The organism is Chryseobacterium viscerum, assembly GCF_002899945.2.
Taxonomy (GTDB): domain Bacteria; phylum Bacteroidota; class Bacteroidia; order Flavobacteriales; family Weeksellaceae; genus Chryseobacterium; species Chryseobacterium viscerum.
This window is the reverse complement of the sequence record NZ_PPEG02000010.1, coordinates 212,856-231,704: the sequence shown is the minus strand read 5'-3', so window position 1 is coordinate 231,704 and position 18,849 is coordinate 212,856. Positions and strand designations below refer to the sequence as shown.

14 protein-coding genes are annotated in these 18,849 nt (G+C 37.0%); 2 read left to right on the top strand and 12 right to left on the bottom strand.

The window, feature by feature from the left end; all coding sequences use genetic code 11:
• Nucleotides 1–68 precede the first annotated feature (68 nt).
• The 9 genes from C1634_RS22180 to C1634_RS22140 form a co-directional block, all read right to left on the bottom strand.
• Nucleotides 69–1,322 (bottom strand): alpha/beta hydrolase, encoded by a 1,254-nt coding sequence (locus C1634_RS22180; protein ID WP_228410134.1) that lies wholly within the window; start codon nt 1,320–1,322, stop codon nt 69–71.
• A 6-nt stretch (nt 1,323–1,328) separates the two neighbouring features.
• On the bottom strand, nt 1,329–1,694 hold the full coding sequence (locus C1634_RS22175; RefSeq protein WP_103232882.1) for a hypothetical protein: 366 nt from the start codon (nt 1,692–1,694) through the stop codon (nt 1,329–1,331).
• A complete protein-coding gene (locus C1634_RS22170) occupies nt 1,691–3,379 on the bottom strand; it encodes a C45 family autoproteolytic acyltransferase/hydolase (RefSeq protein ID WP_109739139.1) in 1,689 nt (562 codons plus the stop codon). Before C1634_RS22170 ends, C1634_RS22175 begins: the two co-directional genes overlap by 4 nt.
• Nucleotides 3,380–3,381: 2 nt before the next feature.
• Nucleotides 3,382–4,908, bottom strand: a complete 1,527-nt coding sequence (locus C1634_RS22165) for a phytoene desaturase family protein (RefSeq protein WP_103232884.1) — start codon at nt 4,906–4,908, stop codon at nt 3,382–3,384.
• A gap of 175 nt (nt 4,909–5,083) precedes the next feature.
• Nucleotides 5,084–5,968 carry an LpxL/LpxP family acyltransferase gene (locus C1634_RS22160; protein WP_103232885.1) on the bottom strand — a complete coding sequence of 295 codons (885 nt, stop codon included), beginning with the start codon at nt 5,966–5,968 and terminating at the stop codon, nt 5,084–5,086.
• Between the two features lie 120 nt (nt 5,969–6,088).
• Entirely contained in the window at nt 6,089–6,343 is a 255-nt protein-coding gene (locus tag C1634_RS22155; protein WP_103232891.1) for an acyl carrier protein, read from the bottom strand.
• Between the two features lie 4 nt (nt 6,344–6,347).
• Nucleotides 6,348–7,568, bottom strand: coding sequence for a beta-ketoacyl-[acyl-carrier-protein] synthase family protein (locus C1634_RS22150; protein ID WP_103232886.1), 1,221 nt, complete (start codon nt 7,566–7,568; stop codon nt 6,348–6,350).
• 1 nt (nt 7,569) lies between these two features.
• On the bottom strand, nt 7,570–8,301 hold the full coding sequence (fabG, locus tag C1634_RS22145) for a 3-oxoacyl-ACP reductase FabG (protein WP_103232887.1): 732 nt from the start codon (nt 8,299–8,301) through the stop codon (nt 7,570–7,572).
• Nucleotides 8,302–8,382: 81 nt separating this feature from the next.
• Nucleotides 8,383–9,903: an HAL/PAL/TAL family ammonia-lyase gene (locus C1634_RS22140; protein WP_185145156.1), complete on the bottom strand. Its 1,521-nt coding sequence runs from the start codon at nt 9,901–9,903 to the stop codon at nt 8,383–8,385.
• A 98-nt stretch (nt 9,904–10,001) separates the two neighbouring features.
• On the opposite strand from C1634_RS22140, the gene C1634_RS22135 reads away from it, so the two are divergent.
• On the top strand, nt 10,002–11,258 hold the full coding sequence (locus C1634_RS22135; protein ID WP_109739137.1) for an NAD(P)/FAD-dependent oxidoreductase: 1,257 nt from the start codon (nt 10,002–10,004) through the stop codon (nt 11,256–11,258).
• A 33-nt stretch (nt 11,259–11,291) separates the two neighbouring features.
• Here the strand turns inward: C1634_RS22135 and C1634_RS22130 are convergent, their stop codons facing one another.
• The 3 genes from C1634_RS22130 to C1634_RS22120 form a co-directional block, all read right to left on the bottom strand.
• Nucleotides 11,292–11,897, bottom strand: a complete 606-nt coding sequence (locus C1634_RS22130) for a hypothetical protein (protein WP_109739136.1) — start codon at nt 11,895–11,897, stop codon at nt 11,292–11,294.
• Nucleotides 11,898–11,972: 75 nt separating this feature from the next.
• Complete coding sequence (locus C1634_RS22125; RefSeq protein ID WP_103234268.1) at nt 11,973–13,265, bottom strand: phenylacetate--CoA ligase family protein; 1,293 nt, start codon at nt 13,263–13,265, stop codon at nt 11,973–11,975.
• A 67-nt stretch (nt 13,266–13,332) separates the two neighbouring features.
• The gene (locus C1634_RS22120; RefSeq protein WP_103234269.1) at nt 13,333–15,021 is read right to left on the bottom strand and encodes a M23 family metallopeptidase; all 1,689 of its coding nucleotides are present in this window, start codon (nt 15,019–15,021) and stop codon (nt 13,333–13,335) included.
• A 383-nt stretch (nt 15,022–15,404) separates the two neighbouring features.
• Here C1634_RS22120 and ileS point away from each other — a divergent pair, with 383 nt between their 5' ends.
• Nucleotides 15,405–18,800 carry an isoleucine--tRNA ligase gene (gene ileS, locus C1634_RS22115; RefSeq protein WP_103234270.1) on the top strand — a complete coding sequence of 1,132 codons (3,396 nt, stop codon included), beginning with the start codon at nt 15,405–15,407 and terminating at the stop codon, nt 18,798–18,800.
• Nucleotides 18,801–18,849 lie beyond the last annotated feature (49 nt).

Below are 18,849 nucleotides of genomic sequence, written 5' to 3'. Positions count from 1 at the left end.
AAAAAAAATAAATTATACCAAACGAAATATTTCATTTGGTATCAACTTCGCAAAAAAAAGAATGAGAATTATTTCAGAATAAACTGGGTAAGATCTTTTAAAAACTGTTCATCAACCTTTCCTTTTGTTTCATAATCTTTTGGTGATGGTTTTCCGGAACCAGTTATGAATAAATGGCTTAATGTTGGGTAGAATTTAAATTCAGCTGTTTTATCATTTTTCAATGTTTCTTTCCAAAGGTTAAAATCCTTCTCCGTTACCTGATAATCTCTTCCACCCTGTGCAAAAAACATCGGAGCTTTTATTTTTTTAACCTCATTAAGCTGGTTATAGTCTTTTAAATACTTCCAATACGCTGCAGATTGCCCCAAAGGAAGTTCTGATGCCGGTGAATTTAGGTTGAATTGAGATGAGTTTAAAAATGCAACCTGTTTTTTTACCTCCTGAACAGCTTCAGCAGGAACTTTAGCCGCATCTAAAGAATGAAGATATTCATACTGTTCCACCAGGAGATCCTGTAGTGGTCTTGCATTACCAGCCATAAAAACATATTTTGAAACCTGAGCCCTTTCTGCAATTTTAGGCATCATATAAGCTCCCTGACTGTGTCCCAGGATAATGATCTGATATCCTTTATAGTCTGTGTTATTTTTAAAATACAAAGCCGCGTTTACTGCATCACTAATGGTCTCTTCTTCTACAGTAGATTTCTCGGTGAATGTTTCAGGGTAAGAATAGGTTCTTTTATCATATCGGTAAGAAGCAATTCCGTTGTTGAGAAGGTATTCTGCAATATCTTTGAAGGGTTTGTTTTCTCCAATCATTTCATCCCTGTCATGAGGTCCGGAGCCATGAACAAAAATAACCAGTTTCTTTTTGCCATTCGATGGAGGGAGCAGCAGTGTTCCTTCCAATTCAATGGCATCACTTTTTATTTTTAAGGTAGTTTTTTCGTCCGGCTTTTCAACTGTTTTGTGAGGAACTAAAAAAAAGCCCAGCATTTTATTGTTATCCCCAAAGGTAAGCTGAACATCCAGCTTGGTCTTTTCAAATTCAGTATAGTAATAGTAAATATTTCCTTCGTTGTTCACTTCAAGAATGTTTTTAAAACTTCCAATCTGTCCCTGAAGTTGTTCTGTGATGGCTTTAAGTTGATCTACCGGGATCTGCCCCGCTATAGAAGGATCAAAATAAGAATGTGCTTTTTCTATGTTTTTATCGACTAATAGCGTTTTGATGAAGGTTTTTCCTATTTCTTTTCTGTCCTGAGAAAATGATAATAGAAACCATGTGGTAAGGAAAAGGGTTAAAAGTTTTTTCATAATCAATTATTTATAAACAATATCAGAAAATGCTAATGGCGTCATCATAATGGTAACAAATATCGCAATAATTACCAGGGCCAGCTGTGTTATATGGTATATTTTTTCTCTTTCGTTTTCTTTTATTTCGAAAGTAAATTTTATCTTATCCGGTCTTCTTATAATCAACCAGATAAATATCAGAACGGCCAGATTCATGAGTACCGGGAACACAACAAATATTTTACTTCCATAGTTATCTTTCATATTTCCATAGCCGTGAATGGGGATGACGTCAGGGATGGAACTGTATACCGTACACAGATACACCGAATAGCAGATAATAATGACGAAAGGAATGCAGAACAGCAGTTTTATATATTTAGGGATCATTTCAGTTTCTTTAAAGTTTTCTTCAGATATTTTTCTACATTTTTTCTGTCCGGAACAGTTGTAATTTCTTTCGTTAAAGCTTTTTCAAACTCAGTTTTTGCCTTTGAATATTCTTTTTTGTTAAAATAATATTTTCCTGACTGGTAATACACCAGCCAAAAATCCGGGTTCATGGACTGGTAATAAGGAATAAGGTCATCTGTCAATAATATGTCTTTACTGTCCGCTGCAGCATTTATCTCTTTACCCAACATTTTAGACTGCTCATATTTTTCGAATTCTTCAGAGTCTGCGAAGGGATCACGGGCAATATTCAATGCTGATTTTGAAAAGTCATCAGGCTGCAATCCTTTGTCCGAAAAGATTTCATTCAGATCATAACATACAAATTCTCCCAGCTGATAAGGATTTGAAGAAACCCAAACCAATTTTTTCTGTGGAGAAAATATAATGGCATGATGGGCCAGAAGCTGATTGAGTGCTTTCTCATTACCATAACCTATCTTTTCACCTTTCAAACCGGATCTGTCTCTTAATACAGAAGCTATCTTTTCCGGAGTCATCTTTTTCTCTTCCTGCAAAAGCTCCTGAAGCCTTTCATAACGGTATTCTGAGTGGCTTTCTTCGATATGTTTCTGATTTCTTTTATCATCTTTATAGGCATCTGACTGGAAATGATTGGTACAAAGAACCCTGCTGGTATTCTGTACTTTATACACACCGAAATTTTCAGGTGATACTTCAATGATTACAGCATTTTTATCTGCAGCACTTCCCACCAGGATAGATTCTGAAACGAAAACTTTTCTTTTTTTGGCAATTGCAATCGCTTGATCAATATTTTTAGCATACTGCAGAATTTCTCTGGTAACAAGGGAAATAGGTGTTTTTGCGGTCAAAGGAATTTTTGATTTTCCAGCGTTGATCGTTACGGTAATTCCTTCTTTATTCATTCCGGAAACCACCCCAATCATTCCCGGCCAGCTCACCGACATGTAGGGGATTCCCTCTTCCGGCTGAACAAATTCTACCAGTTTATTTTTTGCAAAATCATCGCCCACATAAAAATCAAAATTTCTTCCGATCAGCAGGTCTCCATCTTCTGTATTTTCGTTCCATACCGCAAGGGAAGTACATCCTACCATTGCCAGATCCTGCATGGCATGCCCAATATCATGAGCCCCGTGCAGATAAAGGTTTCTTAAATATTTTGGGGCAATAAAATCGTACTGATCAGATGAGTATTGTGACAACCCATATAATTCTGCCTGATAGTCTTCTCTTACATTGAGGTACATTTTTCTGTTGTACCATTTTAGAAAACCTCTTAGCAGTCTCTGTTTGAATTTTGAGGGTACAAATCCCTCTACTTTTGAAAAGAAGATCTCTTCCTGTTTCTGCATTAAACTTTGCGTCAATGCACCATTATTATATCCCAGCTGCAAAGGATTTCCTTTGATATAAAGTTCCCAGAGCTGCTGTTTATTTTTTGTGAGGTAGTTTTGATTATAACGGAAAGTACTGTCATTGATCTTGGCTACTTCTGGAATTTCCAGTGAATACTGTTTTATCTCAGGAATATGATGGAGAGACTTTGAGATCCCACAGGAAGCCAGAAAAAAGCAAAAAGTGAGATAAAGTAGAGCTCTTTTATAAGATGGATCAATAGTATTAGTCTTTTTCACTTTTAGTTTTTATTAATCATTTGTGTCAACCGCATGTCGATCGTTTCCTTTCCCAAAATCTCAGCACAGGTATTAAAAGCACCGATGGTAACTCCCAAAATCCCATGCATATTCACCGATTGCCCTGTCAGAAACAGATTATCTATTTTGGTACGGGGAGAAACCATTGTTTTAAGAGGATTCTCCGAGCTTTTCATGTATCCGTACATATTTCCTTCATAATTTCCGATATAGTCCCTGTAAGACAAGGGAGAAGATGTATAAATGGTTTTGATGGCATGTCTTACATTAGGAATTTTCTTTTCCAGTGCATCCAGCATTTTCTCAATTTTTTCAAGCTTAAATTTTTCATAGGCTTCCCCCCTTTCATCTTCATATGCTACCGTATTGAATGTATTCCCCCATTCTTTAACCTCATCAAAATCCATATAGGAAATAGCTGTAAGACTTTCTGCAAATTCGGGATGATGCTTTGAAGGGGTGGATGAAAGCATAAAAGTTTCCGGCCATGCTTCTTTCCGGTAACGGAATGCATTCCAAACCTGCTCTTCTGATGAATAGTGATATTTGTTGTAATTAAAGTTCGGGAGGCTTTGAGGTTTTAAAACCAGGTAAATACTAAAGCATGATGAAACCGGCTTCCAGCTTAAAACTCTGTTCAGAAAAGATTTCTTAAGCCTTTCCTCTCCTACCAGCTTAATGGTGGAACGAATCTCTATATTTGAAATAAACTGTTTTGCAGCATACTCTCTTCCTTCTTTCGTTTTTACAGATGACAACACATTATTTTCATTAAAAATAAATTCAGAAACTTCTGAACGCTTGTGGACCTCTGCCCCATATTCCCGAAGCTTCCGGATAAGAAGTTTAGAGATCTGGCTTCCTCCGTTCACGCATTTGTAAGCACTTTGAATATAAGAATTTACCGTTAAAGCGTGTACATAAAAAGGTACATTTTCAGAATCTCCGGCATATAAAAAGTTGGATCCCAGTAAAACAGCCTGAAGCTTTTTATTTTGGGTAACAGATTCTATAAATCTTTTGGTATTGAGATGCAGGATTTCCTCGTTGTAATTGTCTTTTCCCACTACATGATATCTTGGAAACTGGCTGCAGACATATTGAATCTCTTCGCAGTAGTTTTCAAGGTTTCCTTTTTCTTCCGGAAAATATTTAGAAAGCTGTTCAACGAAATTCTGGTAGCCCTGTGCATGCGGATATTCTATTTCATTCTCTCCAAAACTGATCCTGTCATATCCATCTTCATCCATCAGCTGAAGCTCAAGATCATCCATAATTTCAAGATAGGAAAAGAATTGGTTCAGGTTCTGCCCTTTCGTAAGGCCACCAAGATAATGCACTCCTGTATCAAAAATCAGTTTTTCCCGTGAAAAAGTCTGCAGATTTCCTCCGTATTGGTTATTCTTCTCCAGAACGCATACTTTCAGGCCTTCTTTCGCCAAAATAAGAGCTGAAACAAGACCTCCCAATCCGCTTCCGATTACAAGTATGTCGTATTCTTTCTTCAAAAGAGAATGTGCTTTTAATAATTAAGAAACAGGGAATTTAAGATAATTAAAGCTTACTTTGATACAGTAAGCAAAGAAATTCTATTTCGATACTGCTATTTGACACTCTTAAATCTCGGTAAATCTTAATGGTTGTTAGTTTTTATGTTAGTTTTAAGGGATAAAAATAGAAAAATTAATCAACATCATCCCAAAAATCAAAATAATTAAACCATTGAAGCGGATATTTTTTGACCATTGTTTCAAGATTCTGGACATAAGATTGTAAAAGTCCTTGTGAATCACGGTTTTTGATATTCTGGGCCACTCTTGCATACAGATGATAATGAAGATTATTCTCCTTCATCACATAGACATAGACAACGGGAACTCCCAGTCTTGAGGCTATCAAAAACGGACCCGCCGGAAATTTTGCACTTTTTCCTAAGAGTTCTGCTTCCAGATATTTGGATCCTTCAAAATAGCGGTCTCCTGTAAAACAGATCAATTCATTGTCCGACAAAGCTTTGTTGATCTCGAAGATATGCGACATGTCTTCTTTTACATAAATGAATTTGATATTACTCTCTTTTACAGCAACGCTTTCCAGATACTCCTTAATCACGGTAACTTCCTGATCTGTAGTCACCAGATTGATCTGACAGTCGAAGTCTATATCTGCAAAAAAATGCTCTGCAATTTCAAAATTACCGATATGAGCACTGATCAGTACTCCTCCTTTTTTAGCGGCTAAAAGATTTCTGAGGTTTTCAATCCCGTCAAATTCATAGGTATATTTCCCTCTGAGCCCGGCAGAAATAGCAGTTTTATCAATCAGAACTTTTCCGAATGTAAAATAGCTTTTAAATATAGATACTTTAGATTTCCAGTATCCGTAGTTCAGTCTTTTCTGAAAGTAATAAAGAATATATTGATTGCTTTTCTTCTGAAACAGCGAGTAATAGGCAGCCACAAAGTAAAGCACGCCATATGAACTTCTGATTCCGATATTTCTAATACACCAGACGAATATTCTGTATCCGAGTACTGTTCCTTTAGATTTACCTTTCCACTTGTTCATAGATAGAATTTAATATAACAGAGAACCAATGTAATAATACCTTTTTTAAAGTGTCCGCTACCGGAACACGATGATATTATTACATTGGCACATTTTATAGAATAAAGATTGACTCAATAACTAAGCGTTTTTTGCAGCAATCTTATGTTCAATCGTTGTATAGAAATCGTCAAATGTTATCATTTTCTTGAAATCTGCTTCTCCTAACTTCACTCCGAAATTGGATTCGATCACGACTACCATGTCGATATAATCCAGGCTGTCTAAGCCCAGTGTATTTTTAAGGTTGGCATCGTTACTGATTTCGTCTCCGTCTACCTCGAATTCATTTATCAGAAAATCATTAACAATGGCAACAATTTTTTCCCTTTCCATGTTTTTAATCAAATTTTTTAACTATTAGTGCAGAATTGGTTCCCCCAAACCCAAAAGAATTCGACAAAAATACATCAATTTTTTGATTTTTTGTTTTTGCGACCAAATTTATCTTTTGTGCCTCATTATCAGGATTTTCCAGGTTGATATTTGGAGCAACGAAATCATTCTGCATCATCAGAATTGAGTAGATAACTTCACTTGCACCAGCCATCCAGCACTCATGTCCGGTCATAGATTTGGTAGAACTTACAGGAACTTCACTGCCGAAAATCTCATAAATTGCTTTTGCTTCATTGGCATCCCCAATAGGAGTAGAAGTTGCGTGTGCATTGATATAATCGATATCCGAGGCATTTAATCCCGATTGTTTTAAGGCTCTTCCCATCGCGAGAGCCGGTCCGTCTACATTTGGAGTTGAAATATGTCCTCCGTTTGAAGAGAAACCATATCCAATAATTTCAGCAATAATAGGCGCTCCTCTTTTTTGGGCAGATTCTAGGCTTTCCACGATTAAAGTAGCGGCACCTCCGCTTGGGATCAATCCGTCTCTTTCTGCGTCGAAAGGTCTGGATGCTTTTGTAGGTTCATCTTCTCTGGCTGAGAAAACACCCAATCCGTCAAAGCTTGCCATAGAATATTTATTGGTTTCCTGAGCTCCTCCACAGATAATCATATCCTGAAAACCATTCTTGATCATCACATAAGCCAGTCCCAATGAGTGTGAGCCACTTGCGCATGCTGCACTTATGGTAAGGTTGATCCCTTTCAGCTTAAAGATCGTAGAAAGGTTCATGGTTACTGTAGAGTTCATTGATTTGAAGATCGCTCCCGACCCCATCAATGTTGTATCTTTCTTTTCTCTGGCAATATCGATAGATTCTACGACTGCCTGCGAAACACTGTCATTTCCATATAAGATTCCCACTTCATGAGAATCTAAGAACTCTTCATCCAGATTTGCCTGCTTCAGTGCATCCATGGTAGCCAGATAAGCATATTCGCTTTCTTCTCCCATACTGATACGCTGGCGTCTGTTTAAGAGATTTTTCAGATCCGGTTTCGGAACAACGCCTGTAAGACCTGATCTGAAGCCAAATTCTTTTCTGTCCTGATCCAAGACAATACCGGATTTTCCTTGATATAGGGATTCCCTGACCTCTTCTAAAGACGTCCCGATGCAGGAATAAATTCCCATTCCGGTAATTACAACCCTATTTTCCATATTATGAATAAATTCCTCCGTTAATATTAATCACTTCTCCTGTAATGTAGGAAGATTTTTTAGATGCTAAAAATGCTACAAGATCAGCCACTTCTTCTGCTTCCCCGAATCTGTTGGCAGGAATCATTGCTTTCAATTCTTCTTCATTGAATTCCTGGGTCATATCAGTTCTGATGAAACCTGGAGCTACTGCATTTACAGTGACATTTCTTTTGGCAACTTCCTGAGCAAGAGCCTTTGTAGCACCCACCAAAGCTCCTTTTGCAGCAGAATAATTCGTCTGGCCAGCTGTTCCTTTTACTCCGGAAACAGAAACCATATTGATGATTCGTCCGTATTTGTTGCGAAGCAGTTTTTGGATAAAGAAATTGGTTACATTGAAAAATCCATCCAGACTTGTATTGATCACACTATTCCAGTCTTCTTTCTGCATCCACATAAAAAGACCATCCCTCGTGATTCCGGCATTATTGACAATAACTTCTACCAATGCATCAGGATTTCTCTCCTGCCAATCCGTTAAAACAGATTGTGTCTCTTCGGTATTTCCTACATCAAATTTAAGAATTTCTCCTGTAGCACCCAATTCTTCCACTTTAGCCAATGTTTCTTTTGCTGCCGTTTCATTTGAAGCGTAGTTGATGAGGATATGATAGTTTTTCTCTTCAGCCAGTTTTATACAGATTGCCCTCCCGATTCCTCTGGAGCCACCTGTTACAATTGCACATTTCATGCGTTAGTGTTTATATCGTTTTTAGTTTTTTTAAGTTGAGTATCATGTCTTTCTTTAAAGACAATTCATAACCGTGAATAGTTACATTCCTTTCAGATATTTCTTTACTTCCTCCAGATACGGATACATGACCATATCATCTGAGAAAGCTGGAATTATTTTTCTGATGTCATCATACAGTTCTTTTGTAGAGGATGAAACTTTATCCTGGAACCCAAGATATTCAACAGCCTGAATAATCGTAATAGCTTCAATCGCCAATACTTCAAAAGCATTTTCAATGACTTTTCTGCAGATCACCGCAGCATTGGTTCCCATGCTAACGATATCCTGGTTATCATTATTGTTTGGAATACTGTGAACATACATTGGGTTTGATAGCATCTGGCTTTCTGCCGTAGTAGAAGTTGCCGTAAACTGCACACCCTGCATCCCGAAATTGAAACCTAATTTACCTAAATTTACAAAAGGAGGCAAAATTTCATTGATCTTAGCATTCAGAAGATAGTTCAACTGTCTTTCTGCAAGCATCGTCAATTTGGTTACCACAATTTTAAGTTTGTCCATTTCCAGAGAGATATAGTCTCCGTGGAAGTTTCCTCCGTGATAAACGTGTTGATCTTCAACATTGATAATCGGATTATCATTGGCTGAATTGATCTCATTTTCAAGAACTTTCTCTGTATATTCCAAAGTATCCAATACCGGACCTAAAATCTGAGGTACACATCTTAATGAATAATATTCCTGAACTTTTTCTTTGAATACTTTTTCCTGTTCTTCAAAATGGGTATAAAGGTGATCTTCTCTTTTTCTTATCAGTTTACTGTCTGCCAGATGAGCACGCATTCTTTCGGCTACTTTCTGCTGACCGTAATGTTTTTTCGTTCCATTCAGAGCTTCTGATAAATGGTCATCATAAGCCTGTACAATCTCATTGATAGCACAAGAAAGTCTAAGAGATATATCTGTAAGCTGATTGGCTTTATAGGCATTCACAATACCGATTCCTGACATCACGGAAGTTCCGTTCATCAAAGCAAGACCTTCACGGATCTCTACTTGTATCGGTTCTAAGCCTTCAATTTCAAAAACTTCTTTTGTAGATTTTCTTTCTCCTTTATAAAAGACTTCTCCTTCTCCTATCAACACCAACGCAAGATGAGCCAGCTGAACAAGGTCGCCGCTTGCTCCTACTCCTCCATGTTCAAATATCAATGGGGTAATATCTCTGTTGATAAGCTCCTGAAGAAGATAAACAACAGACTGGTGTACTCCTGAATTTCCTAATGATAAGGTATTCAGTCTTGCCAGCATACATGCTTTTACTTCATCTGCAGGTAAAGGATTCCCTATTCCTGAAGAATGGCTTCTTATCAGGTTATATTGCAGCTGGTGGGTATCTTCGTCACTGATTTTAAACTGAGCCATGGGCCCAAAACCGGTGTTTACACCATATATTACTTTATTTTTTGAAAATTCCTTTAAAAACTGAAAACTCTTATCCACTCTTGATAAAAGTGATTCATCCAGTTCTATTTTTTCATTTTCAATGATAATTTTTTGAAAGTCTTTCAGTTCTAAAAAGTTATTTATTTTCATCAATTAAAAGTAATAGTTGATAATTTTGTAAAATATTAATTATTTGTCACTAATTTTGCGGCAAAGATAAAAGTTATTATTAAAATAAAAAATCAAAGATGAGCAAAGAATTTGTTGACGTTCTTGTAATCGGAGCTGGACCTTCCGGATGCGTCTCTTCTTCTTACCTGAAGAACAATAACGTCAGCGTAAAAGTGGTCGAAAAGACACAATTCCCAAGATTGGTAGTCGGAGAAAGCTTAATTCCAAGGGTAATGGACCACTTTGAGGAGGCCGGGCTTTTCCCTGCATTAGACAAAATGGGCTTTGAAAAAAAGCTGGGAGCACGCTTCCTTCGCGGCGACGAAGTCTGCATCTTTGATTTCAGCAACAAATTCGGGGAAGGCTGGGACTGGACCTGGCAGGTTCCGAGAGCTGATTTTGATAATACGCTTGCTCAGGAGGTCATTAATAAAGGAATTGATCTTGAATTTGAAACCGAAGTTATTGACATACAATTTGATGGAACAAATTCTGTAACAACGGTAAGAAATAAGGATGGAGAAACAAAAGAGATCCATGCTAAGTTTGTTATTGATTCCAGTGGTTACGGAAGGGTACTGCCTCGTCTTCTGGATCTTGAAAAGCCTTCAAAATTATCTCCTCACTCTGCCATTTTCTCTCATGTAAATGATATTAACAGAGAACCGGGAGAAGAAGGTACTTTAATTTCTTTTGACATTATTGAAACGGAAGTATGGCTTTGGGTAATTCCTTTTTCCAACGGCAATACGAGTGTGGGAATTGTAGGTCCTACTGAATATATTGATAAATTATCTGAAAACGGAGATACTGCTGAAGCTTTGAGAAAGGCGATTTCTCTTTCTGATTATTATGTAAAACGTTTTGGGGATGTAGATTTTCTTTTTGAACCCAAACATCTGAAAGATTACTCATGTTCGGTTAAAAGTTTATTCGGGGATGGATTTGCTTTAACGGGGAATGCTTCAGAATTCCTTGATCCAGTATTTTCTTCAGGAATGGCTTTTGCCACAGAATCCGGAATGCTGGCTGCAAAACTGGCATTAAGACAGCTAAACGGTGAAAAAATCAACTGGCAGACAGAATACTCGGATTATATTTTATACGGAGTAGATGTTTTTACCACGTATGTCAAAGAATGGTATACCGGAAATCTTCAGGAATTATTTTTCCATCAGCCGGAAAACCCAGATGTAAAGAAAAAGATCTGTGCTGTTTTAGCAGGCTATGTCTGGAACAAAGACAATCCTTTTGTGAAAAAGCATGATACAGTGATTAAAAATCTTGCCAACCTGATCAAGTTAGAAAAACAGGAACAGCAAAACCAAGCATAAAAAAACGGTCTGAATTTTCAGACCGTTTTTATTTTATTTTACAACTGCGTTAATTTCTTTTGCTAATTTTTTCCCGGTAATTTCGTAGGCTGCACCCATTCTTCCATATTCCCAATTAAGATCGTCATTTCCTTTATTCCCTTCTATTTTATCTGCGATTAGCTTCATTACTACATTTGAAGGATTATCTGTTTCTACAAATGTCAGGTTTGCAGTTAATTTTGCTGGCTGAGTTCCCATAAATCCGCCGTACCAGCCTGCATATAGCCATTTTGTATCAATAATTAAAGTATATTTCGTTTTTACATCACTTCTGAAGTATACTTTTTTTGATTTCCCGTTGATTCCTTTAAGAAAGAACTCCAGAAATTCTGATGCTTTATATTTTTCCCATTGAGTATTCCAGCTATCCCAGGTATTCTGGCCTTTTTTAGCTGTGATGTCTGATTTTCTGTTTTCGAGATACTGAGCTTCTGTAAGGTTCTTTTCGTGAAAGGCAACATTGTCAAATACAAACTTAACATTCACTTCTTTCTGATCTTTTAAAAAGTCAAAATTCCCTTGTTCAAAGTTGATTTTATCTTGTGCAAATGTTGTTGTTGCAATTACTGCAAAAAGCAGCAATAATAATTTTTTCATAGTGTATTAGTTTTACTATTTAAGTGGCCAAAGATATTTAAAAAGGACGTTTTTACATATCTTTTATATTTAATTTTATCTTAAATCAATAAAAGTAATTGGTTTTCTGCTGTTTGGATTAAAAACAGTCTTAGACAAGATATCAAAATCTATGATTTCGATTTTTGGGCTTACTCTCAATTTTGCACGGAAATGATCTCTCACTTCATTGACAAAGCTATCGTGATCTTCTTCTGTGCTCAGTTTAATGATAATTTCGTCAAGACCAATTTCATTAGCCTGAATGACAATCTGATAGCACAGAATAGTAGTAAAATCATTCAGAATATCATTCATTGCCGGCGGATACAAGGTTGTTCCTTTGTATTTGATCATCTGCTGTTTCCTTCCGACTACAGGTCCTAACCTCATCGTATTTCTTCCACACGGGCAAGGCTCATAGTGGGCTTTTACAATATCTCCGGTTTTAAATCTTAACAGAGGAATGGCCTCAACTCCTAAAGTGGTGATCGTTAGTTCACCATTTTCTCCTTCTTTCACCGGATTGCCGCTATCATCCAAAATTTCTGTAATAATTAATTCCGGGTGATGGTGTCCTCCGATCTGAAATTCACATTCTGTAAAAGCGGTACTCATTTCGGTAGAAGCATACGTTGAAAACAGTTTTATATCCCATTTTTCTTTGATCTTCTGCGAAAGAATATTATCTGTAAAATCCTGATTTTTGATGCTTTCCCCGATGCATACAGCCCCATAAACACTTGAATTTTTATAATCCAATCCATGTTTTTCAGCATAATCAATCATTTTCAGCAGAAAAGAAGGCACGGTAATCAGGTATTTAGGTTTGTATCTGAAAATAGAATCCCATTGCAGCTCAGGAATTCCGGGACCCATTCTCACCACACTTGCCCCCATTTTTCTTAAGCCTAAAAAATAAGCAAGACCCGCCATAAACCGCTTGTCTATGGTGGTAATCATCTGAACAACGTCTCCTTTCTGAATTCCTGCACAGGCAAATGAAATTGCTTCATTGTAAGCCAGTCTTTCAAGGTCACTGTCAGAAAGCCCGAAAGTAACGGGATCTCCTAAGGTTCCGGAAGTGGTACTGTAATCAACAATCTTATCCGGTGTTATGCAGAAAAAATCATGGTTGTACTGCTGCAGATCATTCTTCGTGGTCGTAGGAATTCTCTGAAGGTCCTCCAAAGTACGGATATCAGCAATACGGATATTTTTTTCTTTGAACAGTTTCTGATAAAAGGGTGAATGATTTTCAAGATAATCCAAAAGCTCATGAAGTTTTCCTTCCTGAAACTTTTTTATTTCCTGAATATCTGCTTTCTCGATTGACGGATGAAATTCCAATGATTTTAATTTTTAAAGAGCAAATTTATTTAATTAAAATTAAAAGATTAAAGTATTAAGGGGCTATTTATCTCTGAAACGTAAAAGTTTGCGTATTGGTATTTCCAGCAGTATTGATAGTTGTCACTTTTAAAGTATGAGAACCTGATCCTTTGGGACATTTTTCATCAAAAGTATAAACAAAATCATCTTTTATACGGACAAAACGCAGCCATTTCCCGTCCAGTTCGGCACGGAATGAAATAATATCTCCTATTTTAGTTGTGCCTTTTAACCGTAAAGAACTGCTGTTGACCAAAGCCCCTTCGGCCCAGCCTGATGAAACTGATGGCAGGTTATTGTCAATCAACAATTTTGCAGTACCTAATCTATTGAATTTTCCTTCTGCCCAATCACCATTCCATTTTACCTTGACAACATTATTATCACTACCATAATCAAGGAGAATAACAGCTTTATCTTTTTCTGTATTGGACAATTTTCGATTAGCTTTTATCTTTAAAGTATATTCATCCTGAACGGGAATGTATGGGCTATGTAAAACAATACTATTTGAAACGGCATTCGGATCAGTATCCGATTTTTCATAGGCGTTGAAATTTACGGCATCATAAACTGCATTTTTACTGAAATTAATCTCTGCATTTTCGGTCGTAACTGTTTTCCCTTCATTAGGCAATACGGTCTTACCTGTGGAAGATATTTTTTCTGAAGTTTTATTTAACTGAAGTTTTGTTGTTAAACGGCTCGTGTTTCCTTTGACATCTTTCAGAATAATTTCAATGGTATGAACATTCTCGTCCTGAAGTTTGATCATCCCTGTTAAATTTGGAAAACTGTAATTCTGAAGCTTCATTCCCGGTAAGGAAGACAAATGTTGAATCCCCATTTTATCCCTGATAAATTTTGCATAATCTATACAACCGTTGATGTATCGGGTATCATCATAGTGTACTTTATCAATTTTAAAACTGTAAATGAGCTTGCCATCCATTAATAGTTCTGCATTATAAATCCCAAGATTAAACCCTTGATTGGCCTTATCTACTGCTTTAATAGCAAAACTTATTTCCGGAGAATTTACCTGAACAAGGTTAGAAGTATAAACATTTCCCGCTTTTTTTACAGCAATTCCATTTGCACCGGGTTCATAAGTACTGAAACGTCTGTCATACCAGTAAAGCCCACTGATAATGGGTGCTATAGTATCAGGAATAGCAAACCCAAAAAGTAACGGATTGATACATTCTTCTGTTTTGGTATCTCTTATTTCAAAATGCAGATGTGGTCCTGCCGAGCCTCCGGTATTTCCACTCAAAGCAATTTGCTGACCTTTTTCTACAGGAAACTGCCCGGGTTGAAAAGTAATATCCTGTTCCCACTTTTCGTCTTTATACTGTCTTTCTTTTACATATTCATCAAGTTTGTCAAAGTATTTGTTCAAATGGGCATACACTGTGGTATAACCATTGGGATGCGTAATGTACACGGCATTTCCAAAACCATATCGTTCCACTTTTATTCTGCTTACATAGCCTTCTGCCGCTGCAAGAACCGGTAAATTCTCCTGACTGTTGGTTCTCAGATCCAGTCCCATATGAAAGTGATTGGTCCGGACAGCTCCGAAGTTAGCCGCCAGCTGCATGGGGATGTTTAAAGGATTTCGGAAATAATTCTGGGGGTAATTATTTTGAGCTTGTACAATGCTGATGTTGATACAACAAACAAAAAGCATCATTTGATAAAAGATTTTCATACAGCATTTGGGTTTACGTCTACTTAAATATACGAATTTTTAAGTATTAGCTTTTATTTTTTCCTGCAAATTCTCACAGATGAGCCTGAATGAAATAGTGATAAGTTATTTTTTAGTTTGGGCTAAAGCTGATGGATTATGATCTTATTTTTAAGCGGGCTAAAGCCCGCTTCTATTGAATTAAACACCCTAAAGTTCATCTAAAAACACCAAAGAAAACTTACTTATTCGCTACTCATCATTCACTTTTCAGCACTTTCTTTATTTATATTTCTGAGATTGAACTTTTTAATAGAAATTACCTAAATAAAACATATATTATAAACCGACAAATTTTAGTAAATTTGCAGACTTAATTAATCAACGATATTGAGATATTTACAATGAGCCAATTTAAAGAATACAAAAACCTCAACCTTATTGACGTAGCAGAGAATGTAGCGGAATTTTGGAAACAAAATAAAACTTTCAATAAGAGTGTTGAGATTCGTCAGGGAAATCCTGAGTTTGTTTTTTATGAAGGTCCACCTTCAGCAAACGGTATGCCTGGAATTCACCACGTAATGGCTAGAGCATTAAAGGATATTTTCTGTCGTTATCAGACCCAAAACGGGAAACAGGTTTTCCGTAAAGCGGGTTGGGATACACACGGACTTCCTGTAGAGCTAGGCGTAGAAAAAGAATTAGGAATTACGAAAGAAGATATTGGCAAAAAAATCTCTATTGAAGACTATAACAAAGCTTGCCGTGAAGCAGTAATGCGTTATACGGATGTATGGAATACCCTTACCGAGAAAATCGGATATTGGGTAGATCTTGATGATCCGTACATCACGTACAAGTCAAAATATATGGAAACCGTTTGGTGGTTATTGAAGCAGTTGTATAGCAAAGACTTGTTGTACAAAGGCTACACAATCCAGCCTTACTCTCCAAAAGCAGGAACAGGACTTTCTTCTCACGAGCTGAATCAGCCCGGGACCTATCGTGATGTTTCAGACACAACGGTTGTGGCTCAGTTTAAAGTGAAGAAAGACTCTTCAGCATTGTTCAATGATGTTGAGGGAGATGTACATATCCTTGCATGGACGACGACTCCATGGACACTGCCATCCAATACCGCTCTTACCGTAGGTAGAGATATTGAATATGTTGTAGTGAAAACCTTTAATCAATATACATTTGAACCTGTAACTGTTGTTTTATCGAGTGTTCTTTTACCTAAGGTTTTCGGTAAAAAATTTGCAGAAGGTACAGATGAGGATTTTGCGAATTATACTCCGGAGACTAAAGTAATTCCTTTCAAGATAGTAAAAGAATTTACAGGAGAAAAACTTGTTGATACAAGATATGAGCAATTGGTTCCTTGGTTTACACCTAATGACAATCCTGAGAATGCATTTAGAGTAATATTAGGAGATTTCGTAACAACTGAGGACGGTACAGGTATCGTTCACACAGCGCCTACTTTCGGTGCTGATGATGCGAGAGTTGCTAAAATGGCTCAGCCTGAGATCCCACCAATGTTGGTAAAGGATGAAAACGACAATCTTGTACCATTGGTAGATTTACAGGGTAAATTCATCAAAGGAGAAAATGTTCCTGAGATATTCTCCGGGACTTATATCAAAAACGAATATTACGATGAAGGAACTGCTCCTGAGAAATCTTGGGATGTAGAACTTGCGATCCTGCTGAAAACGGAAAACAAGGCCTTCAAAGTAGAGAAATATGTCCACTCTTATCCGCACTGCTGGAGAACAGACAAACCGGTCTTGTACTATCCATTGGATTCATGGTTTGTAAAAATGACTGCTGTAAAAGACAGACTGGTTAATTTAAACAAAGAAATCAACTGGAAGCCGAAAGCTACCGGAGAGGGACGTTTTGCCAACTGGTTGGAAAATGTAAACGACTGGAACCTTTCCCGTTCAAGATATTGGGGTATTCCGTTGCCAATCTGGAGAACAGATGACCTGAAAGAAGAAAAGATCATCGGTTCTGTAGAAGAACTTTACAACGAAATTGAAAAATCAATTGCAGCTGGATTGATGACGGAAAACCCGTTCAAAGGTTTCATCATCGGAAATATGGCTGAATCTAACTATGATCTTGTGGATCTTCACAAAAATGTAGTAGACAAAATAGTATTGGTTTCTGATTCAGGAAAAGCAATGAGACGTGAGAGCGACTTGATCGACGTTTGGTTCGATTCAGGTTCTATGCCGTATGCACAGTTGCATTATCCTTTCGAAAACAAAGAATTAATAGACAATAACAAAGCATTCCCTGCTGATTTCATTGCAGAAGGTGTTGACCAGACTCGTGGGTGGTTCTATACGCTTCACGCAATCGGAACGGCTGTGTTTGATTCTGTTGCTTATAAAAATGTAATGAGTAACGGTCTTGTTCTGGATAAGAACGGACAAAAGATGTCAAAACGTTTAGGAAATGCGGTAGATCCGTTCGAAACGCTTTCTGTATACGGACCGGATGCTACACGTTGGTATATGATCTCCAATGCGAACCCATGGGAAAACCTGAAGTTTGATATTGAAGGAATTGACGAGGTAAGAAGAAAGTTCTTCGGAACACTTTATAACACCTATTCATTCTTTGCTTTGTATGCGAATGTGGACGGCTTCAACTATTCAGAAAAAGAGGTGGAAAACCGTCCTGAAATCGACAGATGGGTTCTTTCCGAACTGAATCTTTTGATCAAGGATGTGAAAGCATTCTATGAAGATTATGAGCCTACAAGAGTAGCAAGAGCGATCAGCAACTTCGTGAATGACAATCTAAGTAACTGGTATGTAAGATTATGCAGAAGACGTTTCTGGAAAGGAGATTATTCTGATGACAAGATCTCTGCTTACCAGACTTTATACACTTGTCTTGAGACAGTTGCAAAGCTATCTGCTCCTATTGCTCCGTTCTTTATGGATCAATTATACCAGGATTTAAATAAAGTAACCGGAAAAGAAAGTTTTGAATCGATACACTTAACGGACTTCCCAATAGCTGATGAAAGCTTAATCGATCAGGACCTGGTTGAAAAAACGCATTTGGCTCAGAATATTACCAGTATGGTTTTCTCATTGAGAAAGAAAGAAAATGTAAAAGTTCGTCAGCCGTTACAAAAAGTATTGGTTCCTGTATTGGATAAGAAAACGGAAGAACAGATTCTTGCTGTGGCTGATCTGATCAAACAGGAAGTAAATGTAAAAGAACTACAGTTAATCAATGCTGAAGAAGCATCTCACTTAATTGTAAAACAGATAAAGCCTAACTTCAAAGCTCTTGGCCCTAAATTAGGAAAAGACATGAAGGTAGTAGGTGCAGAGATTGCCAATCTTAGCACAGAACAGATTGCCGGTCTTGAAAAAGAAGGAAAACTTGATATTCAGGGATATGAGATCACTCTTGATGATGTGGAAATCTCAACTAAAGACATCCCGGGATGGACGGTTACTTCCGACGGAAAAACAACTGTGGCATTAGATTTGACGTTAACCGATGAATTAAAATCTGAAGGGATCGCAAGGGAGTTCATTAATAGAATTCAAAATCTGCGAAAAGATAAGGACTTTGAACTGACAGACAGGATTAATATCTCCATTGAAGAAAACTCTCCATTCCTTGATGATATTAAGAAAAATGAGGAATATATTTCTTCTGAAGTCTTGTCAAATAAAATAGAAATTGTATCTTCACTTTCAAATTTTAACGAAATAGAAATAGATGAGGTTAATTTTAAGATAAATGTTGAAAAAAATTAACATATAGTTATTATATTTCAAATTCCATTTCATAATTTTATTAAAAAAG